This window comes from Clostridium ganghwense, from assembly GCF_026735165.1.
GTDB classification, from domain to species: domain Bacteria; phylum Bacillota; class Clostridia; order Clostridiales; family Clostridiaceae; genus Clostridium_H; species Clostridium_H ganghwense.
In genome coordinates this window covers 87,107-110,989 of sequence record NZ_JAPQES010000004.1, presented here as the reverse complement: position 1 = coordinate 110,989, position 23,883 = coordinate 87,107, and the positions used below count along the sequence as shown (strand labels likewise).

Annotated in this window: 19 protein-coding genes; 14 read left to right on the top strand and 5 right to left on the bottom strand. The window is 27.8% G+C overall.

Translation table 11 applies throughout. From position 1 onward, the window contains the following. Window positions 1-480 precede the first annotated feature (480 nt). The 4 genes from OXH55_RS11780 to OXH55_RS11765 all read left to right on the top strand — a co-directional run bounded on the left by OXH55_RS11780 (window position 481) and on the right by OXH55_RS11765 (window position 6,077). The gene (locus tag OXH55_RS11780; RefSeq protein WP_268050176.1) at window positions 481-2,403 is read left to right on the top strand and encodes an endonuclease MutS2; all 1,923 of its coding nucleotides are present in this window, start codon (window positions 481-483) and stop codon (window positions 2,401-2,403) included. 165 nt (window positions 2,404-2,568) lie between these two features. Next, window positions 2,569-3,912: a hypothetical protein gene (locus OXH55_RS11775; RefSeq protein ID WP_268050175.1), complete on the top strand. Its 1,344-nt coding sequence runs from the start codon at window positions 2,569-2,571 to the stop codon at window positions 3,910-3,912. Between the two features lie 81 nt (window positions 3,913-3,993). Then, the gene (locus tag OXH55_RS11770; RefSeq protein ID WP_268050174.1) at window positions 3,994-4,692 is read left to right on the top strand and encodes a response regulator transcription factor; all 699 of its coding nucleotides are present in this window, start codon (window positions 3,994-3,996) and stop codon (window positions 4,690-4,692) included. Continuing rightward, window positions 4,689-6,077, top strand: coding sequence for a sensor histidine kinase (locus OXH55_RS11765; RefSeq protein ID WP_268050173.1), 1,389 nt, complete (start codon window positions 4,689-4,691; stop codon window positions 6,075-6,077). The genes OXH55_RS11770 and OXH55_RS11765 overlap by 4 nt, the downstream gene beginning before the upstream one ends. On the opposite strand, the gene OXH55_RS11760 is transcribed toward OXH55_RS11765, so the two are convergent. Further along, on the bottom strand, window positions 6,074-6,361 hold the full coding sequence (locus OXH55_RS11760; protein WP_268050172.1) for a hypothetical protein: 288 nt from the start codon (window positions 6,359-6,361) through the stop codon (window positions 6,074-6,076). The genes OXH55_RS11765 and OXH55_RS11760 overlap by 4 nt on opposite strands. 206 nt (window positions 6,362-6,567) lie before the next feature. Between OXH55_RS11760 and OXH55_RS11755 the strand changes: the two genes are divergently transcribed. The 9 genes from OXH55_RS11755 to OXH55_RS11715 all read left to right on the top strand — a co-directional run bounded on the left by OXH55_RS11755 (window position 6,568) and on the right by OXH55_RS11715 (window position 17,225). Next, entirely contained in the window at window positions 6,568-7,284 is a 717-nt protein-coding gene (locus OXH55_RS11755) for a hypothetical protein (RefSeq protein ID WP_268050171.1), read from the top strand. Between the two features lie 175 nt (window positions 7,285-7,459). Then, window positions 7,460-7,840: a hypothetical protein gene (locus OXH55_RS11750; protein ID WP_268050170.1), complete on the top strand. Its 381-nt coding sequence runs from the start codon at window positions 7,460-7,462 to the stop codon at window positions 7,838-7,840. A gap of 142 nt (window positions 7,841-7,982) precedes the next feature. Continuing rightward, window positions 7,983-9,203, top strand: coding sequence for a MerR family transcriptional regulator (locus OXH55_RS11745; protein WP_418921840.1), 1,221 nt, complete (start codon window positions 7,983-7,985; stop codon window positions 9,201-9,203). 42 nt (window positions 9,204-9,245) lie between these two features. Further along, window positions 9,246-10,418, top strand: coding sequence for a DegT/DnrJ/EryC1/StrS family aminotransferase (locus OXH55_RS11740; protein WP_268050498.1), 1,173 nt, complete (start codon window positions 9,246-9,248; stop codon window positions 10,416-10,418). A gap of 354 nt (window positions 10,419-10,772) precedes the next feature. Next, window positions 10,773-11,795 carry a LacI family DNA-binding transcriptional regulator gene (locus tag OXH55_RS11735; protein WP_268050168.1) on the top strand — a complete coding sequence of 341 codons (1,023 nt, stop codon included), beginning with the start codon at window positions 10,773-10,775 and terminating at the stop codon, window positions 11,793-11,795. Between the two features lie 139 nt (window positions 11,796-11,934). Continuing rightward, window positions 11,935-12,603, top strand: coding sequence for a deoxyribose-phosphate aldolase (gene deoC / locus OXH55_RS11730; protein ID WP_268050167.1), 669 nt, complete (start codon window positions 11,935-11,937; stop codon window positions 12,601-12,603). Between the two features lie 34 nt (window positions 12,604-12,637). Further along, window positions 12,638-13,963: a pyrimidine-nucleoside phosphorylase gene (locus OXH55_RS11725; RefSeq protein WP_268050166.1), complete on the top strand. Its 1,326-nt coding sequence runs from the start codon at window positions 12,638-12,640 to the stop codon at window positions 13,961-13,963. Window positions 13,964-14,123: 160 nt separating this feature from the next. Next, the gene (locus tag OXH55_RS11720; RefSeq protein ID WP_268050165.1) at window positions 14,124-16,088 is read left to right on the top strand and encodes a PAS domain-containing sensor histidine kinase; all 1,965 of its coding nucleotides are present in this window, start codon (window positions 14,124-14,126) and stop codon (window positions 16,086-16,088) included. Between the two features lie 225 nt (window positions 16,089-16,313). Then, window positions 16,314-17,225 carry a radical SAM protein gene (locus OXH55_RS11715; protein ID WP_268050164.1) on the top strand — a complete coding sequence of 304 codons (912 nt, stop codon included), beginning with the start codon at window positions 16,314-16,316 and terminating at the stop codon, window positions 17,223-17,225. A 100-nt stretch (window positions 17,226-17,325) separates the two neighbouring features. Here the strand turns inward: OXH55_RS11715 and eam are convergent, their stop codons facing one another. The 4 genes from eam to sdaAB all read right to left on the bottom strand — a co-directional run bounded on the left by eam (window position 17,326) and on the right by sdaAB (window position 23,015). Next, window positions 17,326-18,597 carry a glutamate 2,3-aminomutase gene (eam, locus tag OXH55_RS11710; protein ID WP_268050163.1) on the bottom strand — a complete coding sequence of 424 codons (1,272 nt, stop codon included), beginning with the start codon at window positions 18,595-18,597 and terminating at the stop codon, window positions 17,326-17,328. Between the two features lie 598 nt (window positions 18,598-19,195). Then, complete coding sequence (locus tag OXH55_RS11705) at window positions 19,196-21,127, bottom strand: Cache 3/Cache 2 fusion domain-containing protein (RefSeq protein ID WP_268050162.1); 1,932 nt, start codon at window positions 21,125-21,127, stop codon at window positions 19,196-19,198. Window positions 21,128-21,450: 323 nt separating this feature from the next. Continuing rightward, complete coding sequence (sdaAA, locus tag OXH55_RS11700; protein WP_268050161.1) at window positions 21,451-22,329, bottom strand: L-serine ammonia-lyase, iron-sulfur-dependent, subunit alpha; 879 nt, start codon at window positions 22,327-22,329, stop codon at window positions 21,451-21,453. Window positions 22,330-22,331: 2 nt separating this feature from the next. Further along, window positions 22,332-23,015, bottom strand: a complete 684-nt coding sequence (sdaAB, locus tag OXH55_RS11695) for an L-serine ammonia-lyase, iron-sulfur-dependent subunit beta (protein ID WP_268050160.1) — start codon at window positions 23,013-23,015, stop codon at window positions 22,332-22,334. Between the two features lie 405 nt (window positions 23,016-23,420). Between sdaAB and OXH55_RS11690 the strand changes: the two genes are divergently transcribed. Further along, complete coding sequence (locus OXH55_RS11690; RefSeq protein WP_268050159.1) at window positions 23,421-23,879, top strand: COG2426 family protein; 459 nt, start codon at window positions 23,421-23,423, stop codon at window positions 23,877-23,879. The last annotated feature ends 4 nt before the right edge of the window (window positions 23,880-23,883 follow it).

Here is a 23,883-nt window from a genome sequence, read left to right as displayed (position 1 = left end):
TAATTGTAATATGCTATGTGGAAAATGTAAAGAGATTTTATTACTATTTGTGATTTTTTTACCTCAACTTCTCTATTTTGAAGTTTCAACTGTCATAAATACTTGACATAAAATATGAAGTGTTTTAAACTGATTTTGGGTAGATTAAAAAATAAAATGAAGAAGAGGTGCTTGATGAGCGGGGTAGTATTTAAATAGACAAAACTTATAAATGAATAAATTCTTTCAAAAAGGTATTCGATATACCTTTATTTATCATGGGATTTATTCGGTTTGACTATGAAGATACTAAAAGCCACTTATCAAATACTTTAAGATAGATAGAGTATGCATATATACTAGAAGTTTATCTATTTTAAATGAAGATTACTAAGTTGTGGGTGTATCCACAGCTTTTTTTATTATAGTGCTTCAAGTCTACCTAGTGGAAGTACGTATCTTTATAGAAAATAAAAATTTTCTATAAAGGGAGAGAGAACATTGAATACAAAAACATTTGAAACATTAGAATATAATAAATTAAAAGAAATAGTTAAAGGGTTCTGCACAAGTGGATTGGGAAAAGATTTGATTGATAGATTACAACCATCTAGTAATATAAATGTAGTAACAAGAAGGTTAAAGGAAACAAGTGAAGCTAAAAATATATTAAATAATTCAAATTATGTTCCATTACAAGGACTATACAATATAAAAGATTTGATAGAGAAAGTAAGTAAAGGTGTTATTTTGCATCCAGAAGAATTAGTTATGATATCAGATTTATTAAGAGGATGTAGAAAAATAAAGAAATTTATGATGAGTCAAGAATTTTATGCTCCTATTTTAAGTGAATATGCTAATTCAATTACTGAGCTTCAGAAGATTGAAGAAGAAATTAATTATTCAATAAAAGGTAATAGAATAGATTCTTCAGCAACCAAAGAACTTAAAAGAATAAGAAGACATATAGAAAATACAGAGGTGAAAATCGAAGATAGATTAAATAAATTTATTACATCATCTAAAAATAAAAAATATATTCAAGAGTTTTTTATAAGCAAAAGAAATGAGAGATATGTAGTTCCTATTAAGGCTTCATATAAAAATCAAGTTCAAGGAGTAATAGTTGATGCATCATCTAAAGGTTCAACTGTGTTTATAGAACCTAGTTCTGTTTCAAAGTTAAATATAGAACTTGTTAGTTTAAAAGCAGAAGAAATGGCAGAAGAATATCAAATACTTGCCTATTTAACAGGTATTATTTATGAAAACTTAAAAGCAATTAATATTAATTTAGAGTTAATGGCGGAATATGATATGGTATTTGCTAAAGCCAAATACAGCAATAAAATAAAAGGAATTGAACCTAAAATTAATACAAATGGATATATAAAATTAATAAATGTAAAACATCCTTTATTAAAAGGTGAGGTAGTTCCTTTAGAGTTTGAAGTAGGGAAAGATTATAGAAGTTTAATAATAACAGGGCCTAATGCAGGGGGGAAAACAATTGTATTGAAAACAATAGGAATTTTGACATTAGCTGTTCAATCTGGTTTTCATATTGAGGCACAAGAAGGTACAGAATTCTCAGTTTTTCAAAATATATTTGTTGATATAGGAGATAATCAAAGTATAGAAAACTCACTTAGTACATTTTCTTCACATATTAAAAATATTGCTGAGATAATGAGAGGTTCTAATAAATCAACACTTATATTATTTGATGAAATAGGAACTGGAACTGAACCAAATGAGGGTGCAGGTCTTGCCATTGCAATATTAGAAGAACTTTATCATATGGGATGTATAAGTATTGCAACAACTCATTATGCAGAGATTAAGAAGTTTTCACAGAATCATCCAGAGTTTGAAAATGCATGTATGAAGTTTAATGCTGAAACATTAGAACCTTTATATAAGTTAATAATAGGAAGGTCAGGAGAAAGTAATGCTCTATGGATTTCTAAAAAGATGGGATTGAAAACTTCTGTTTTAGAAAGAGCTAAAAAATATATTGATAGAAAAGAATATAATTTTGAGCTTGTTAAGAGAAGTAAAATTAATAAAAATGATAAAGTGTCCAAAAATATAAATGAAGAAGCAGAAAAATACGAGTTTAGAAAAGGAGATAAAGTTAAACTTCTAGAAACAAATGAATGTGCCATTGTATATAAAGAAAGGGACGAGTTCAATAATATTGAAGTGTTGACTGATGATAAATTTGAAAAAGTGAATATTAAAAGAGTAATTTTATATTTGAAAAGAGAAGAATTATATCCAGAAGGATATGATTTAGATAGTTTATTTATTTCTTATGGAAAAAGAAAATTAGAAAAAGATATTGAAAGAGGTTCTAAAAAAGCATTAAAGAAAATACAAAAAGATATGAGAAAAAGAAATAATGATTTAAAAATATAAAATCAATAAAATAATGTATTAAAATAGCTGCTAGTAGTTTCTTCTGGCAGCTTATATTAGTTAAAAATGGATTATATAGCTGTATCATGGTGAAATGTTAACCAGTCTGTAAATAAATAATGTACTGTAGTGGCTATAATAATAAGTAAAGAAGGAGGAAAACTAGTGTATAAAAAGATAAATACAATTATTATATGTATATTTATGATTTTCGTAGTATTAGGTTGCTCAATAACAAAACCTCCAAGTGAGCTAATAAATAAACCTAAAAATTTAATAGAAGGTATTGAAATAGATAATATAGTTTCACAATTTTTATCTGATAAAGAGACATTAACATTAGCTATAAGACAAAATGATAAGGAATCCGTTAGAAGAGTTAATCTTGATGAAGATGAAGAGAAGGAGTTGCTCTTATTATATAAAGGAGATAAAAATTCTTTTGCAGATAAAAATGAATATGGTGTGATTATTTTAAAAAAAAATAAAGATAAGTGGCATGAGATAAATAGAATTTCACAAAATGTGGATGGATTGGATCTAGTAGAATATAAGGATTTAACAGGAGATAAAAAGCCAGATTTACTTATAGGATGGAATATGGGAGAGAATCAAGATAAAATTTTAAGTCTATATTCCTGGCATAATGGATATTTTCATTCAATCTATGAAAGTAGATATAGAGAACTTAGCATAGATGATTTGAATAATGATGGACAAAATGAATTAGTTTTATTAGAAAGACTTCCTAAAAGTGATGCTACAAGTATAGAAGTTCTTAGATATTCCAAGGAAGAAATGATTTCGATTGATAAATTTAATATTAATAATAAGAGTTATTACAGTACTATGACAGTTGGTAATGCATCACTAGATAAAAAGGGAATCTTTATTGATTTTGATATGGATATATTTTCTTCTTATACGGATTTACTAATTATGAAAAATAATAAATTAGTTGAAGTATTAGGAAATGAGACTATAGATATACCTAAAACATCACATGAGTATATGATTAAATCAAAAGATATAAATAATGACGGAATTATAGAATTTGGTCTTTTAGAAAAGATTACTGAAGTAAAAAATTCTTCAAAATACAATATACCTCTGATTAATACGTGGTATAAATGGGATGGGAAAAATGATATTACTTTAGTATTAAAAGAATATTATAATCATGATAAAGGTTATAAAGTTCAAATTCCTAAGGAATGGGGAGAAGAGTTTACTATTATTAAAAAATTTGATGAAAAAGGCTTTGAAAATAAGGTGGAGTTTTATACTTTAGATAGCAATAGGAATTTACATGAATTTATTTTTTCTATTCAAAGCTTTAGTAAAGAAGAGTGGGAAGAAAATAAATATTTATTACAAGATAAAAGATATGTAGTTTTAGAAGAAAATGAAAAGAGTGTAATAGTAGGGGGAATATCTGATTTACAAAAAGAATCAAAATATTTTATGAATGAAGATAGGCTAAAAGGAATTTTTTCTACTCTTAAATAGTGAAAAATTTTCATTATTAAATTATTAAGATGTATATAAGTTTGTTAAATAAAATAATATGTTTAATTTAGGAGAGTAACTATGAGCAATAAGATATTAATTTTAGAAGATGAAAAATCAATAAGAAGTTTTATGAAAATAAAATTAAGAGCTTTAAAATATGATGTTATAGAAGCGGAAAATGGTAATGAGGCTTTAAAAAAAGTGGATGGAAGTGTGGACATTGCATTATTAGATGTTATGCTTCCAGATATAGATGGATTTGAGGTTTGTAGAAGACTTAGAGAAGGTTATCCTAATATTGGCATTATCATGATTACAGCGAAAGGACAAGATGATGATAAAGTAGTTGGTTTAGGAAGTGGAGCTGATGATTATCTTGTAAAGCCATTTAGTCCTAAAGAGTTGGTAGCTAGAATTGAAGCGTTATTAAGGCGCATTAACAGAACTATTAATAAACAAACAGCAGATACTAATCTTATTAAGAATGGTCCTTTTACTTTAGATATGAATAAAAAAGTTTTAAGGAAAGAAGATGTGGAAATTTCGATTACGCCAACAGAATATGAAATTATAAAGCTGCTAATAAATAATGCTAATAAAACTGTTAGTAGAGATGAAATATTAGATAGGGTTTGGGGTAAAAATTATTTTGGGGATATAAAAACTGTGGATGTTAACATAAGGAGAATAAGACGAAAAATAGAAGAAGATGCTTCAAATCCTATTTATTTAAAAACAGTTTGGGGACACGGATATATGTGGAGTATTGATAAATGAAAGGAATAAAAAGCCGTATATATAAACAAAATGGTATTATCATTATAAGTATTGTTCTTATTTTAGAGATTATTTTTCTTTTGGTAGTAAGAAATTATTATTTTCAAAGTGTACAACAAGAATTATTAAATAAAGTAAAGGTTTCAGGTGGATTTTATAATAAATATCTTATAAATGAAAGAATAGAGGAAAAAGCAAGATATATATTAGAGAATGATTCAAGAGACCCTGTTTTTTATATGCAGGTATATGATACTAATAGAAGGATGCTTACAGATTCAAATGGATTAAAGTCTAATGAACCAATTGATGCAGCTGATATTAAAGCAGCACTAAATGAGGAAATGCAAATTATTAAAGAGAAAAATAATGAAACTAAGGAAAGTATAATGGCTGTATCTACTCCACTTTATCATTTGGGGGAGATTTCAGGAGCTTTGAGATATACTGTTTCTGTTGAAAAAATAGAAACTATGCTGTTAAAGATTTTTTTTGCTTCAATTTTTATAGGCGTGTTTGTAGTAATTATAACATTTTTATTAAGTTCATTTTTAGCTAAGGGAATAGTGTATCCTATTGAAGAAGTAACAAAAGTTGCAGAAATAATGGCCGCAGGTGATTTTACAAAGAGAGCTGTAAAAATAAATAATGATGAAATAGGCAAGCTATCAGATACATTAAATTATATGTCAGAGGAAATACAGAAAAGTAATTTAATTAAAAATGAATTTATTTCATCAATATCACATGAATTAAGAACACCTCTAACTGCAATACAGGGGTGGAGTGAAATTATACTTACAGGTGAGGTTGAAAATTTAGAAGAGGCAAAGGAAGGTTTGAAAATAATATCTAGTGAAACTAAAAGATTAACTGGATTAGTAGAAGAACTTCTTGATTTTTCTAAATTTGAAGCTGGTAAAATCAGTTTAAATTTAGAGAAGGTTGATATAAATCAATTAACAATGGAAGTATATAATTATTTTAAAAAAAGATTTGAAAAAGTAGGCATTGAAGTTAGTTTAAATATTGAAAAAAAGCCTTGTTATGCAGCAGGTGATGTAAATAGACTTAAACAGGTTCTAATTAATATTATAGATAATGCCATAAAATTTTCAGAGGAGGATGGGAAGATAAGCATTAATACTTACCTTCGCCAAGAAAATGTTTTAATACAAATAGAGGATAATGGCATAGGAATACCAAAGAAAGACATCCACAAAGTAACACATAAATTTTATAAAGGTAAATCAAAAAAATCAGGTAGTGGTATTGGTTTATCAATTTGTAAAGAGATTATACATCTGCATGGTGGAGAATTAAGTATAGATAGTGTAGAAGGAGAAGGAACAAAAGTAAATATACTTATTCCTATTGAGTATTAAAATTGATAAAGTTCTTTTGCTAAATCTTTTGGTAAGAATACTGTTGCAATGAATCTAAAGGGAATTAAGCAGATTTCATTTTCAGCTTCAGTAATTACAACACCATTATCTACTTTTAAAATTAATAAATTTTTAAAAATTCCCTCACGGCCATTTAGCAAGATATCTACTCTTTTACCTACTAATCTATTAAATAAATTTTTAAAATAAGTATTTGTGTCCATTGGCATCTGCGACGTAGGCATTTGACGAAATGGCATAAATGGATACATAGCATTGAACATTATATAACCTCCTTATAGATATAACCACTTATTATGTTATGAAATCAATATAAAAATGTTACAGTTATTTTTAAATTGTTTTACAATAACCTTAACCTATTTGTAAAGATTTGATTAGGGTATTTAAATTACAATATAAATATAGGGAGATGATTTGTAGCAGATAAATTCGAACTATCAAATATAAATTGAGGAGGAAATCAAATATGAAATCAATTATCAAAAAAATATCTTGTTTTGCATGTGTTTCAGTTTTAACAGCTGTAATAGTAGGATGTGGAGCAAAAGGGAAAGCTGAAGTAGCAAAAAATAAGGATGCAGCTAAGACAGCTAAAGTTTATAGTGAGGAACTAGCAAAATATTTTCCAGCACTAGAAGGAACTGTTTTAAAATATTCTGGAACAGCTGAATATGGTCACACGATAACTTTGAATAAAGTTACAGATAATCAAGAATCATTAACATTAGACTTTAAAGGTGAAATTCAAGATGTAAGTGAGGGAGAAGGACCTTCAAAAGAAGATTTATTACTTGAAACTCAGTATGTAGTAGATAAAGATTCTGTTAAAGAAATTCAAAAGAATGTAAAAAGAAGACATTCACAATCTATTATACGAGAACAAGTGGTTTTAAAGCTGCCTATTGAAAAAGGAAAAACATGGAGCCAAAAAGTTAGTATAGATGGAAAAGAATATACTGCAGAAACAAAAATTGTTGAAGTATCTACCGATGATAAAAATAAAAATATAGTAAAAACAGAAACAGTAGTTAAAGGTATAGAATCCTATCCAGAAAATACTTATAAAGAAATAAAAATATTTAAAGAGGGTAAAGGACTTGTAGAATTTCAAAATGTAATTTTACTACAAAAAGAACCTTTCGAATTTAGATATAAATTATTTGAACCACAAGAGAATAAATAAAGTTTGGGCATGCATATATAGATTTATATATTGCATGCTTTTGTATTTAAATTTCTTTGAATTCGTATTTATTTATTTTCTAAACATGTATCGACAATTTTATGGTAAATTTGATATAATATACAATTGTATAGTTAAAAATGGAAAAAAATAAATTGAAGAAAGGAAAAGGAATATGTTTAAGAAAATTACTGATATGGAAACTGCAAAAAAAACAGCTAGAGAAGGAGCTGCAGTATCTATTATTATAGCAATTATTACAGCTGTAACAATTATAATAAGTATGAATGTTTCTAAAATCTATGATATGGACTATTGGGCTTTTGGTGATGTAGCGGTTTTTCTTATAATTGCATTGGGAATATATAAAATGTCAAGAATAGCAGCTGTTTTAGGATTAACAATTTATTGGCTTGAGCAAATAATGATGATGGCATCACATGGAGTAAAGTTCAGTGTATTAATGATTATTTTTACTATAGTGTATATAGAATCAATACGAGCGACTTTTGCATATCATAAATATAAAAAAGAACAAAGAGAGATAAGTGCTTAACTACAATAAATGATAAAATAGAAAATAAGCATCTGCTGGAAAGTAGATGTTTATTTTTATAGTTATATTTATTCACAAGATTTAAAAAATATATAATAATTAATAGTTAAATATTGCAACTTACGTTACGTAATGTATTATAATGTTTCATAAAGAGGTGATAAGAGTGAATAATGATGACCACCTTATAAATATCGGTGAGTTTGCTTCAAAAGCAGGCATTACATTAAGAACTTTAAGGTATTATGATAATATAGGCTTACTCAAACCTTGTTCTTACAGTGATACAGGACATAGAATGTATAATAAACAAGATTTTGCCAAACTTCAGAAAATTTTAACCTTAAAATTTATTGGATTTTCTTTGAATGATATTAAAAATGTAGTAAAGCATGATGTTAATGATAAAGATTTTAGAAAATCCTTAGAAATACAAAAAAAGATAATGGAAGAAAAAATACATCATACACATATGGTTATTAAAGCCATAGATGAAACATTAGACATGTTGAATTATAAAGAGGTAATGAATTGGGATAAATTTGTAAATATAATGAATGTATTGAATACAGACAAAAAATTATTAGATCAATATAAGAATGCTTCTAATCTTAGATCAAGGATAAACATTCATGAATTATATAGTGTGAATAAATATGGTTGGATGAAATGGTTTTTTGAACAATTGAATATTCCTAAAAATGCTAAAATTCTTGAAGTGGGTTGTGGAGATGCTAGTTTATGGGAAAAAAACTTAAATAGAATTCCAAAAGGATGGGATATTACACTTACTGATTTTTCAAAAGGAATGTTGGAGGATGCTAAAAGAAATTTAGGTAATAATGCAACTAACTTTAAATTTAAAATAGTTGATGCTCAAGATATTCCTTTTGATGACTGTAGTTTTGATGTAGTAATAGCTAATCACATGTTATATCATGTTGAAAATAGAGAAAAAGCTTTTGCAGAGATAGCTAGGGTTTTGAAAATGGGGGGATGTTTTTACACGTCTACAGTAGGAAAAAATCATATGGCTGAAATGAGAGAACTTATATTTAAATTTAAATCACAAGCAATGACTTCAAAAAGTTGGGATATTACTTCTAGCTTTCAATTGGAAAATGGCTTTAAACAGATTGATAAGTGGTTCAAAAATGTTAAGTTAAAAAAATATGAAGATAGTTTAATTGTTACAGAACCAGAACCATTGATAGATTATATTTTTTCAATGCCTGGTAATGTAAAAGAAAGTTTTAATAATAAAAAACTAAAGCAGTTTGAAAAGTTTTTACAAGATAAAATTTATAAGGAAGATGGTATTTATATAACAAAGGATACAGGATTTTTTGAAGCTAAAAAATAATATAAAATTTATAACTTAAAAGAAAGGATGAGTATCATGAAGATAAAAAATATACCTTTTTCACCTCCAGATATAACAGAACATGAAAAAAAAGCAGTAATGGATGTTTTAGAATCTGGATGGATTACAACTGGACCTAGGACTGTTGAATTTGAAGAAAAAATTTCTGAGTATTGCTGTACAAATGAAGCAGTAACACTTTCTAGTAATACTGCTGGATTGGAATTAATTTTGAAGGCTTTCAATATTAAAGAAGGAGATGAGGTAATTACTACTCCATATACATATACAGCTACAGCTAATGTAATTCTTCATAGAGGAATTATGCCTAAATTTGTAGATGTAAAAGAGGAAAGCTTTTTCCTAGATGAACAAAACCTTTTTGATGCTATTACACCTAAAACAAAGGCAATTATAACTGTTGATTTTGCAGGTGTACCTGTGGATTATGATTCTATAAGAGAAGTTCTAAAAGCTAAAAATCGTGAAGATATTATATTTATATCAGATTCAGCTCATTCTTTTGGAGCGAAATATAAAGGTGAAAGAGTTGGAGGACAAGCAGATTTTCATGTTTTCTCTTTTCATGCAGTAAAAAATTTAACAACTTCAGAAGGAGGAGCTGTTACTTTCAATAATTATTTTGGCAGAGATGATTTGAAAAAAGAATTAAAAATTACTTCACTTCATGGACAGTCTAAGGATGCATTATCTAAGATGAAGGCAGGAGCATGGAAATATGATATTGTAACAGATGGGTTTAAATGCAATATGACAGATATTAATGCAGCTATTGGATTAAGTCAACTTAGTCGCTATGATGTAATGCTGAAAAATAGAAAAGCTATATTTGATACATATAATAAAGCACTTTGTGATAAAGAATGGGCAATACTTCCTTTTAAAAGTGATGAGAACAAAGAAACGTCATACCACCTTTATCCGCTTAGAATTAAAAGATTTAGTGAAGAAATGAGAGATAAGTTAATACAGAATCTTGCTAATAAAGGGATAGCGACAAATGTTCACTATATGCCATTACCAATGTTTACTTTATATAAAAATCTTGGATATAATATAAAGGATTATCCTAATGCTTATAAACAATATGTAAATGAAATTTCATTACCAATATACTCAACTCTTACATTAGAGGATGCAGAATATGTAGTTAAAGAACTTGTAAAGAGTGTAGCGGAAATTGAGAAAAGATAAAAATTAGTTTTATAAGTGATGATAGTTTCAGGAGTGCAGAAAATAAAAGGATTCTTGAAACTATTATTACTTATTTTTACTATATAGGAAGTTATATAAATAAAAGTTATTGAATTGTTAAAAATATATTGAAAATTCTATAACAATATGGTATGTTAAATATATGAGAGCGGTCACATATTTTAAATTACTAAAATATATCACAATAAACATAAATATTTAAATTTTTATTGAAGTAATTTGTGATATTATTTATCATAATTACTATTCTTATACATTATTAGATACATATGTGATATAATAATGTATAAGGATTGTGAGAGCAGTTCCTTAAAAAAAATTGGGGGGAATAAGATGTCAGTTACTATATATGACATTGCTCAGAAATCAGGAGTATCTCGTGCTACAGTATCAAGAGTCTTAAATGATTCAGGATATGTAAAAGAAGAAACAAAACAAAAGGTTTTAAAAGCAATAAAAGAGTTAAATTATACTCCTAGTGCAATAGCGAGAAGTTTATCTACAAGTAAAACAAATACAATAGGAGTTGTTGTTCCAGAGATAAGTAATCCTTTTTTTGGAGAAATAATAAAAGGTATTAGTCAAATAGCAGATGAGCATAATTTGAATATAATTCTTTGTGATACTGAAGAAAATATAAATAAAGAAATAAAAGCACTTAAACTTCTTAGACAGCAAAGGATTGAGGGAATCATCATAACACCAACGGCAGCTGAACATAAATTTAACAGTGAGTATTTATCTACTCTTGAGAATTTAGGAATTCCAATTGTTTTAGTAGATGGACATGTTGAGTATTCTAATTTTAATGGGGTTTTTGTTGATCACATAAAAGGAGCTTATGATGGAACAGAAGCTTTAATAAAAGAAGGGCATAGAAAAATAGCAATTATTACTGGAGATATGAAATCTAGACCAGCAAAGGATAGACTAATAGGATATAAAAAGGCGCTATCCGCAAATAATATACCTATAGAAGATAGATATATTTTTTATGGTGATTACAATTATGAAAGTGCATATGGGATTACAAAAGAAATAATAAAAATGGAAGATAGACCTACCGCTATTTTTGTAAGTAGTAATATGATGAGTCTAGGATGTGTAAAAGCATTTTATGAAGAAAAAATGAATATTCCAGAAGATATAGCTATTATAGGATTTGATAAATTAGATGTATTAAATATATTAGGTCTAGATATTAGTTTTGTTAATGGACCTACTGTAGAAATGGGTAGAGTAGGTATGAATATGCTTATAGATATTATAAGAAATAAAAATAGCAGAGAAGTGAAAAGGATTACCCTTTTACCTGAGCTTGTTTTAAAAGGATCAGAAATGTATATAAAAAAATAAATGTGAATATGTTTATTATTCACATTTATAAATTTCTATGATGTGTGAGCGGTTTCATACCGTTTCGCAAAATAGCAATCATTTGTAGGTATTAAAATTATAAAATATATAAAAGATAAGATAAAAGGAGAGGATAAAAATGAAACTACAAGGATATATAGACCACACATTATTAAAACCACAAGCAACAGAGGAACAAATTATAAAAATTTGTGAAGAAGCTAAGAAATATGAATTTGCTTCAGTATGTGTAAACGCATACTATGCTCCATTAGTAAGTAAAGAGTTAGAAGGAACTAACGTAAAAACTTGTGTAGTTGTAGGTTTCCCGCTAGGTGCTACAACAAAAGAAGTAAAGGCATTTGAAACAAAACAAGCTATCGAAAATGGCGCAAATGAAGTAGATATGGTAATAAATGTTGGAGCTTTAAAAGATAAAAAATATGATGTAGTGAAGGAAGATATTAAAGCAGTAGTAGAAGCAGCAAAGGAAAAAGCTTTAGTAAAAGTTATCCTTGAAAATTGTCTTTTAACAAAAGATGAAATCGTTAAAGCATGTGAATTATCAAAAGAAGCTGGAGCTGATTTTGTAAAGACTTCAACTGGATTTTCTACAGGGGGAGCAACTGTTGAAGACTTAAAATTAATGAGAGAAACTGTTGGAACTGAAATGGGAGTTAAAGCATCAGGTGGAGTAAGAACTAAAGAAGATGCAGAAGCAGTTATTGCAGCAGGTGCTAATAGAATAGGTGCTAGTGCTTCAATAGCAATTGTTGAAGGAACTAAAGCTGAAAATGCTGGATATTAATTTAAAAAGATAAAGAGAGTATGAGGTGAATAGTATGAGAATGTATGATATTATCATGAAAAAGAGAAATGGTGAAGAACTCACTACACAAGAAATTAATTTTTTTGTAGAAGGATATACTAAGGGCGAAATTCCAGATTATCAAGTATCAGCTCTTATGATGGCTATTTACTTTCAAAAGATGAATAAAAGAGAAACAGCTGATTTAACAAAAGCTATGGTAGATAGTGGAGAAATTATTGATCTATCAGCTATAGAAGGTATAAAGGTTGATAAACATAGTACAGGTGGAGTTGGTGACACAACAACTTTAATTCTTGGACCTATAGTTGCAGCAGCAGGAGTACCTGTTGCAAAAATGTCTGGTAGAGGTCTTGGACATACTGGTGGAACTATTGACAAATTAGAGTCTTTTGATGGATTTTCAGTAGAGATGCCAATTGAAAAGTTTATGCAAAACGTAAACGAAAAGAAAATAGCAATAGGTGGTCAAACAGCTAATTTAGCTCCGGCTGATAAAAAGCTATATGCGCTTCGTGATGTTACTGCAACTGTTGATAATATGTCATTAATTGCTGGAAGTATTATGAGTAAGAAGATAGCTTCTGGAGCTGATGCTATTGTACTTGATGTAAAAACAGGCAGTGGTGCTTTTATGAAGGATGAAAATAGTTCTTTTGAACTTGCACAAGAAATGGTTGATATCGGAACACATGTTGGAAGAAATACAGTTGGTGTAATAACTGATATGGACCAGCCATTAGGTTTTGCTGTAGGTAATGCTTTAGAAGTTAAAGAGGCTATCGATACTTTAAGAGGAGAAGGTCCTGCTGACCTTACTGAGCTTTGCTTAACTCTTGGATCACATATGCTTGTTTTAGGAGAAAAAGCAAAAAATGCTGAAGAAGCAAGAGAAATACTTGAAGACATAATTAAATCAGGAAAAGGAATTGCAAAATTAAAAGAACTTGTTGAAGCTCAAGGTGGAAATCCAACTTATGTTGATGATACGTCTTTATTCCCTATTCCAAGTATTGTAGAACCAGTTGTAGCTGCTGAAGATGGATATGTAAAGGGAATAAAAGCAGATGACATAGGAATAGCAGCACTTGTACTTGGTGCAGGACGTGAAACTAAGGAAAGTGATATAGATTTAGCTGTTGGAATAGTTCTTCATAAAAAAATTGGAGATTTTGTGAAGAAGGGTGAAACTATAGCAACTATATATGCTAATGACGCTAAAAAACAAAAAACATCTGAAGAAATGATTATAAAAGCTTATGATATTGTAGAAGAAGAAATTAAAGCAAAACCATTAATAAAAGGTATTGTTACAAAGGATGGTATAACAAAATTTTAATTTTATAGTTAAAAAAATATGAGGTATATGATTAATTTCATATACCTCATATTTTTTTTGTTGGATTTTGAAGGAAAAAGTAAATATTAGAAGAATATACCTATAATGCATTAAAATTTCAATTGTATAAAGATTCTTATTTAGGGGGATAACAGGTTATATGTTTAGTGATAGCATTGATATGGAATTATTTTTTTATAATATACCTACACCTATTGTAGTTTTTGATAATAATATAGAAATTATAAATATAAACAATGAAGTTATAAATTTGTGTGAAGGTAGTCTACTTATGAAATCTGATAATACTAATAGTTATATAAAGAATTGGCTTGAAGAAGATTTAATACTTTTTAAAAATGATACCACGAAAGAATCTCTATGTTTAGAAAAGTACTTGAAATCAAATGGAAAAGCTTCATATTTTAAAATAAATTTTAAAAAAATATTTAATGATAAATTTCAATTAAAGAATATAATTGTTGTTTTAAATGATATAACTAGTTGTAAGCTATATGAAATAAATCTTAAAAAAAGTGAGGAACATTTACGTTCTGTTCTTCAAAATATGCCTATAATGATGGATGCTATTGATGAAAATGATAATATTACAGTATGGAACAAAGAATGTGAGCTTGTAACAGGTTATTCTAAGAGTGAGATTATTGATAATCCTAAAATATGGGATAACTTATATCCAGATGAAACATATAAAGAAAAAATATTAAAACAAATAAGGGAAAAAGATTGTGATTTTAGAGATTTAGAGTATGATATTATATGCAAAGATGGCAGCAGAAAAACTATATCATGGTTTAATATATCTAAGAAGTTCCCTATTCCAGGATGGCATTCTTGGGCTTTTGGAATTGATGTTACCAATCGAAAAAATACAGAAGAGGCACTTAGAGATAGTGAAGAACGTTATCGTACTTTCTTTAATATATGTCCAGATTTTATTTATCTCGTTGATATAAACAATAATTGTATCATTAATGCTAACCCAGCTTTTCTAAGAAAATTTGGAATTAAGAAAGAACAAATAAGTAATGTAACGTTTAAACACTTAATAGATGACAATAGCATTGATATATGTAAGCAAACTTGCTTGAGATTATCAAAAGGTGAAGAATTTACAGGGGTAAATCTTAGAGGAAAAGATGTTTATGGAAACTCCTTCGATGTTGAAATAAATTGTACACCAATAATTAAAAATGGTAGAGTAGTAAAAATATTATGTTGTGCAAGGGATATAACTGAGAGAAATAAAATGATAGAAATGAGAAAAAAAGCTGAAGTAAATCAGAAGCTGTTAAAAGAGGCTGTAGAATATGAAAAGTTAAGAACAGAATTTTTTGCTAATATATCTCATGAGTTTAGAACTCCATTAAATGTAGTATTAGGATCTATACAGTTAATGGACATGTACCTTAATAATATATCGTATTTAGGGTTTTATGAAAAATTTTCAAAACTAAATAAAAGTATGAAGCAAAATTGTTATAGATTAATAAGGTTAGTTAATAATTTAATTGATGTTACGAAGATAGATTCAGGTTTTTTAGAATTAAATCTTACAAATTGTGATATTGTAAAAATAGTAAAGGACATAACTTTATCAGTATCAGATTTTGCAAAACTTAAGTCTTTAAATCTCCAATTTGATTCAGATATACATAAAAAAACAATAGCATGTGATCCAGATAAAATTGAGCGTATACTGTTAAATCTTTTATCAAATGCTATAAAATTTACAAAAGAAGGGGATAAAATATCTGTTGATATACAAAATGCAAAAGATACAGTTATAATTACTGTACAAGATTCAGGAATAGGTATTAAAGAAGAAGATAAAAAGGTTATATTCGAAAGATTTAGGCAGGTAAATAAATCTCTAACTAGGGAGAATGAAGGAAGCGGAATAGGATTATCGCTTGTAAAGTCATTAATTGAAATGCATGAAGGGGATATAGATGTTGAAAGTGAGTATGAAAAGGGAAGCAAATTTATTATAAAACTTCCTGTAAAACTAGTTAAGGATAGTACCAGTAATATTTCTTCAAAGAATATTCAGGCAAATAAGGTTGAAAAGATATCTATAGAATTTTCGGATATATATTTTTAAAGTTCCATTTATAAATTTATATGGTTGAAAAATAAGCTCCTTACTAAAAAAAATATAAGTAAGGAGCTTTTAAACTATAATATTTCTTCTTTTAATACTTCAGACATAGCAGTAATAGTATTAAGAAATCAATAATAAGATGTGCATTATATTATTTTTTATAAAGGGAAATATAAATCATATGTTATTGTTTAATAAATATTTTAATAGTAAAGGATGAGAATTATGCTTAAGCCAGGATATTTAGATTTATTATCAAGTGGTGAGCTAGAAAATAGAGTAAAAACTTTAAAGGAAATGCTTGTAAATTGTGTTCTTTGTCCTCATCAATGTGGTGTAAATAGACTAAAAGGAGAAAAAGGTTATTGCAAAACATTAGATAATGTTATTGTATCTGGAGCTCAAGCACATTTAGGTGAAGAAGAAGAATTAGTGGGTAGATATGGATCAGGTACAATATTTTTTTCACATTGTAATTTAGGATGTGTATTTTGTCAAAACTATGAAATAAGTTATTGTGGAGAAGGTGAAGAAGTAAATACAAATGAACTGGCTGAAATGATGCTTTATTTGCAGAGGAGAAGATGTCATAATATTAATCTTGTTTCTCCAGGTCATATAGTACCGCAAATTGTGGAGGCCATTTTTATAGCTGCAAAAAACGGATTGAACATACCTATAGTATATAATTCAAATGGATATGATCTAACGGATACACTTAAGCTTTTAGAGGGTATTGTGGATATTTATATGCCTGATATGAAATTCTCAGATGATAATATTGCTGAGAAATATTTAGGCGTAAAAAATTATTATAAAATAGCAAAAGCTGCAATAAAAGAAATGTACAGACAAGTTGGAGATTTAAAAACAGATGATAAAAATATAGCTTATAAGGGACTTCTTATTAGACATTTGATAATGCCACAGAATTTAGCAGGTACAGAAGAAATAATGAGATTTATAGCTGAAGAAATATCTAAAGATATATATGTAAATATTATGGAACAGTATTATCCTGCTCATAAATCGTACAATTTTGAAGAATTAAGTAGGAGAATATCAAGGGAGGAATATAAAAAGGCAGTAAACTCTGCTAAATTAGTGGGATTAAAAAGGTATAAATATAGTATATAAAATAAATATTTTTTAGTAACAATAAAAATATAAAACCCTATATTATGAAAGAAGTTGTTTCTTTTATAATATAGGGTCTTATATATTAAAGTTATAAAACTTATTTTTCGTTATTAGATAACATAGCTTTTATATCAACAGAAGGATGATTTGGATAATCTATTACTTCACCTTCCCAAGTTCTGATTTTTACTGAATCTTTTCCTCTAGATATTAAATATTGAGGCAAGATAGGAGTTTTACCTTTACCCTTTGGTGCGTTAACTATATAAGTTGGTATAGCTAGACCAGAAGTATAGCCTCTTAAATACTCCATAATTTCTATTCCATCATCTATTGATGTATTGAAGTGTGTTGTACCGATTACATGTTTAGCATGGAAAATGTAATAAGGTCTAACTCTACATTTTAATAATTCTTGATTTAATAGTCTCATGACATATTTATCATTGTTTATACCATTTAATAGAACACATTGGTTTCCTAAAGGAATACCTGCATTTGCAAGTTTTTCACAAGCAGCTTTTGATTCTTCTGTTATTTCTAGTGGATGATTAAAGTGTGTATTTATATAAAGTGGATGATACTTTTTGAAGATATTAACTAAATTATCAGTAATTCTTTGAGGCATTGTAACTAAAGTTCTACTTCCTAATCTTATTATTTCAACTGTAGGAATTGAACGTAATTCAGAAAGCAACCAATCAAGCATATTATCTGATAAAGCTAGTGAATCTCCACCTGTAATTAATACATCTCTAATTTCAGGATTATTTCTTATATAGTCTATAGATTCTTGTATTGTTTCTTTACTTTTGTGAGAATCTGTAGTACTGATATTTCTTCTTCTTTGACAATGTCTACAGTACATAGCACATTCGTTTGTCACATTTATTATAAGTCTATCTGGATATCTTCTTGTAATTGAACCAGCTGGATTAGTGAATTCTTCTCCCATAGGATCTGTATCACCCTCGCCAACAAGTTCTAAACCAGTTGGTAGTGATTGAAGTTTTACAGCGTTAAATTTATCTTCATCTATTAAAGAAAGATAATAAGGTGAAATAGCCCATCTATAGTTTTCGCCTACTTTTTTTATGTTTTCTAGTTCATTATCGTCAAGGTCAATTAGTTGAGCTAATGTATTTATATCACTTATTCTATTCTTTAATTGCCATTTCCAATCTTTCCAGTCTTCTTCTGTTGCATTAAAGAAAGATAATATCTTTGCTTTTTTTGCAGCAATCTTATTTTTTTGTTCATCACTAGTTCCTTTTTTTAGTGTATCTTTGATTTGAAGATAATCGTCAATCCTAGATTTTAATTCTCCAGCTCTTTTTAATGAGATTTCTCTTTTATTAATGTTATTCATGTATCGGCCTCCTTGTATGTTGAAATGTAATTTTTATCGAGTTTAATATATTACATATTAAAGATTTGTATACCTTAAGAAGAATTTAAAAAAATGTATACAGGAATGTATACAAAAGCATTTGAAAAATGCAGAAATTTTAATAAAAAATGAAAGTACTTAAATTTCAATGCAAAATAAAAAGAACAGAAACTTTAGTACAAAGTATTGAAAGGTTATGGATTAAACAAATAAAGCTTAGTTATGATTATGAGATTTATTGATGGAATGAAATAAATCCTGCAATATTTATTTTAATACAATATATAAAATTATACAAGAGTAAATTTGAAAGATATATCCTATAATACACATTTAAAGCTAAATCATCCAATTTATTATGGTTATGTTTTATATTGAAAAAAATAAGAAAATTAAACGTAATATATAATAATATGTTGCAGTTTTTGAAGGAATATATGCAAATATTGAAAATTTGAGATAAATGTGTAAATTTTTGAAATAGCAAACAAAAATAAAATTAGAATAATAAACAGCCTAAAGAAAGAGAATTTTATTTAGCTTTAGGCTGTTATAATAGTGTATCCTAACATTGTTATTAAGAGTATATATCTGAGAACTCAATTTGTATTTTTTCTACATTAGTTTTTGGGGTAAAATGTTTTAAGGTTTCAGTATTATTTTCTTCAGGAATAAGTTTAACTGGTAATTCAATGATAAATTCAGTTCCTTTACCATATTCACTTTTAACAGTAATAGTACCCTTATGCATTTCTACTAAAGATTTAACAAGAGATAAACCTATTCCACTTCCTTCATGATTCCTACTTAATAAAGGGTCTACTTGCTTAAATCTTTCAAAAATCTTTTCAAGTTCATTTTCTGGTATGCCTAGTCCTGTATCTTTTATAGTAATATGCACATAATCATTATTGTCATTAATAGTGACTTTTATTTCATCTCCTGGTTTTGTGAATTTAGTTGCATTAGAAATAAGATTTAGTATAATCCTTTCCATTTTTTCAGGGTCTACAGCTATAATTTTTTCTTCTGTATCAGTATCAAATATAATTGTTCTAGATTTGTTTTTTATATATTCAGCAGTTGATAAGGTTATGTTTTCAACAACTTCTATAATATTTTGGTTTTTTAAATCTAATTCCATAAATCCAGAATCAATTTTAGTGACATCAATTAAATTATTAACTAATCTTAGAAGTCTATAACAATTTTGTTTTAGGATACCTGTATATTTATTTAATTTTGTAGTATTAATTTTTTCATTATTTATATAAAAATCAAATAACTGAGCTGTGGAAAATATTATATTTAATGGAGTTTTTAATTCATGAGATATATTAGCAAAAAATTCAGTTTTTAATTGATCACATTTTCTTGTTTCTTCTAATAATCTTTTATTTTCTTTCATCATATTATTGAAACTATTTGAGAGTATGCCTATTTCATCTTTGCTATTTATATCAGATTGAACTGTTAAGTCTCCTGTACCAGCTATCTCCATATAATTTTTTAATTTATTAATAGGCTTAACTAGGGTATTTGCTGATAATAAAGCTATAAGTGTACTTATTAACAAAATAATAAAGCCGGCTAGTAATATTGTATATAAGATCGTTTTAGAAGAGGATTTTAAATCATCATAATTAGCGGTTGTAACAATATACCAATCATAAGGTTCAAAGTATCTATAAGCTGCTAATTTGTAGACACCGTTAAATTTATATTCAATTTTACCATTTTTATTTTTTATTATTTCTTTAGAAAAATCAAAATTTTTTATACTTTGTCCTTTAATATTTGGATGAAGAAGAAGATCACCTTTGGAATTCATTATATATATATAGCCTGTTTCTCCAATTTTAATATCGCTTAATGTTTTTTCTAAAAAATTATTTAGTTGAGTATATCCTAATGCTAGTGCACCTATAACTTTTCCATTCTCATCTAATAGAGGTCTATATCCTGTTATAAACCAATTGTCTATAACTAAAGCTCTTCCACGATAATGCTTATTATTGATTATTTTTTTATAGATTGGAGAATTGTTAGAGATATAGGTACCCATAGCTCTTTTACCATTTTTAGTAACATTAGTAGTAACCCTTATTAACTTTTCATCTTTTAATAAAAATACCGAAGCAATTGCACCTATTGATTCTTTTATATCATCAACAAGAGTAGTATCTAAAGTTAAGTTAGTGTTTCCGGCGTATAAGGAAGGTAATTTATAATTTCCAACTTGAATTTGTTGTGTATTATCAATTCTTAATTGACCTGAACCATTTAATAGTTTTTCTGCTAAATGTAGATCACTCCATACTTTTTCTGAAAGCAAATCATTTCTAACACTAACCATACTATTAATTAATTGTGTTGTATGTTCACTTTTTTCAGTTACTTCATCAAAAACAGCTTTTTGTGATTTGTTCCCGATTAGAAATCCTAAAATACTCACGGAAAATATTATTAAGGACAAATAACTAATTATTAGTTTCGATTTTATACTCATATGTTTAGACCTCTCCTTGCTTACTTATCTTTTGAGTTTTTTACTATAAAATATATAATTCTACATTTTCCCTTATATTCCTTTAAGTACTAAGAAAATATTACAAAAAATCCTATAATTTTGTGAATTATATTAGTACTATATGATATAAGCAAAGAATATTAACATATTTAAGTATGACTTTATATAAGATATGAATAATGAAATTGATATCAACTATGTATATGTAGGAAATGTGTTTAAAAATGATAGTTCTACTTACTGTCTACAATTTGGATATAATATAAAAATAGTGCTATAGTAATTCTATAGCACTATTTTTATTAGTCTTCTCCTAAAACTTTTTTCTTTAATTCAAGACCTGTTGGAGTAATAGCCAATCCTCCTAAAGCCGTTTCACGAAGTTCGCAAGGAAGTTGTTTACCAACTCTGTACATAGCCCATACTGTTTCATCAAAAGGAATCTTACTAGTAACTCCGCTCATAACCATATCAGCAGTTGTAAGTGCACTTACAGTCCCAGAAGCATTTCTTTTAGCGCATGGAATCTCAACCAGTCCAGCTACTGGATCACAAACTAATCCTAGTATATTTTTAATAACTATTGCGGATGCATTTAGAGCTTGTTCTACAGTTCCACCCATCATTTCTACTATTGCTGCTGAAGCCATAGCTGATGCAGAACCACATTCAGCCTGGCAACCACCTTCTGCACCAGATACAGTAGCATTCTTAGCTATAATCATTCCTACGCCAGAAGCAGTAAATAACGCTTTTACTAGTTCATTTTCTGATTTATTTAATTTTTCACCAGCAGATATAATTGCAGCTGGCATAATGCCACAGGAACCTGCAGTTGGACAGGCAACTATTTTACCCATTGCTGCATTAACTTCTGAACAAGAAATAGCTCTTGCCATAGCTTTAACCATAAATCCACCAGTTAAAGTATTATTGCTTTCAGCATATTTTTTTAGTTTAATAGCATCTCCACCTATTAACCCACTTACAGATTTAACTTCATTTTCAAGGGCATAGTTTGCAGAATGCTGCATAACGTGAAGAGTTTTTCTCATTTTTTCAAATATTTGTTCTTGGTTTAAACCGCTTTCCTCAACCTCTGATTTAAGAGTGTATTCCCAAATAGTACAATTTTGTTCTTTGCAAGCTTTAAGAAGCTCTAATCCACTGTTTGCAAACATATTTAGAAATCTCCTTCCATGATTGGATTTATAACTTTAATACTATAAATTTCAGGTATTGCTTTTATTTTTTCAATAACATCATCAGGGATTATATTATCTGTTTCAAGACCCATAGCTGCTGTTGACCCCTTACTAGTTCTATAAACTTTCATAGAACCAATGTTTATTCCTTCACAATAAAGTAGTGATGTTATTTTTGATACAACACCTGGGGTATCCTTATGATTTGTTATTAGAGTAGGATAATCACCTCTGAATTCTACTGATTGTCCGTCAACATCAAATATTACTATATTTCCTCCTCCTATAGAAGAGCCTATTACACTGGATACGTTTCCATTCTGTTTCGTAATAACAAATTTAACTGTATTAGGATGAACATCTCCTAAATCTGTTTCAGTAAATTTAAATTCGATTCCTTTTTCTTGAGCTATAGTAAAGGAATTTCTTAAATTTTCATTCCAAGGATCCATTCCAAGAATACCAGCAACTAGAGCTTTGTCAGTACCATGTCCTTTATAAGTTTGTGCAAATGATCCATGTAATAAAAAATCTACTTTTTTGATATGATTACCAGCAATAATGGTAGCTACCTTAGCAAGTCTTGCAGCGCCAGCAGTATGGGAACTAGATGGACCTATCATTATAGGACCTACTATATCAAAAACACTAAAATTACTCATAAATTTTCCTCCTTTGATTTTCTATTGTGAAATGAAGAATGTGTATGTATATGCATTAATTACCTAGGAAATTGAAAATGTTTATTATACTAAATTTCATCTCTTATTTTCATTATAAATTAAATTTTAAATTTGTCACTACTTTTGAAAGAAAATTGCGAAATTTGATTTAAAAATGCAAAAAAATATTCATATGAAACACAAGTGTTTATTAGACGAAGACTCTTAAGGGGGATTATATCAGTCATTATAAAAACATTTGATGTAAGACTTCTAATCAAAAATGAATGTTTACAAGAAAATTTTAGTATTAAAATAAAAGGCTTAACTATTTCTAAGATAAATGATAATATAAAAAAGAGTATATACAATATTACTGAGCTAATGAAAAAAAGGAGAAAATATATGAGTAATTTACTTAAAGTTTTTTTACTTTCAGCAGTTCCTATAGTAGAACAAAGAGGGGCAATCCCTTTGGGCATTATTGGATATGAACTAACTCCCTCTAAGGTGTTTTTGATTAGCTTTTTAGGAAGTATGCTTCCAGTACCCTTTATACTTTTATTATTTAATAAAATTTTTGCATGGATGAAAAAGTACAAGTTTTTTAGCGGTATAAATCAGTTTATAGAAAAGAAAATAAACAAGAATTCAGCTAAAATGGAAAAGTATAAGGAAATAGGTTTAATTACTTTTATAGCAATTCCGCTTCCTACAACAGGAGTATGGACAGGAAGTGCAGTTGCAGCATTTTTAAAATTGGATTTTAAAAAATCAGTTTTATGTGCTGCCATAGGAGGATTGATATCAGCTGTATTAATTACTATTGCATCTATGTTTTTTCCTGCACTAGTTTCGTACTAATAAC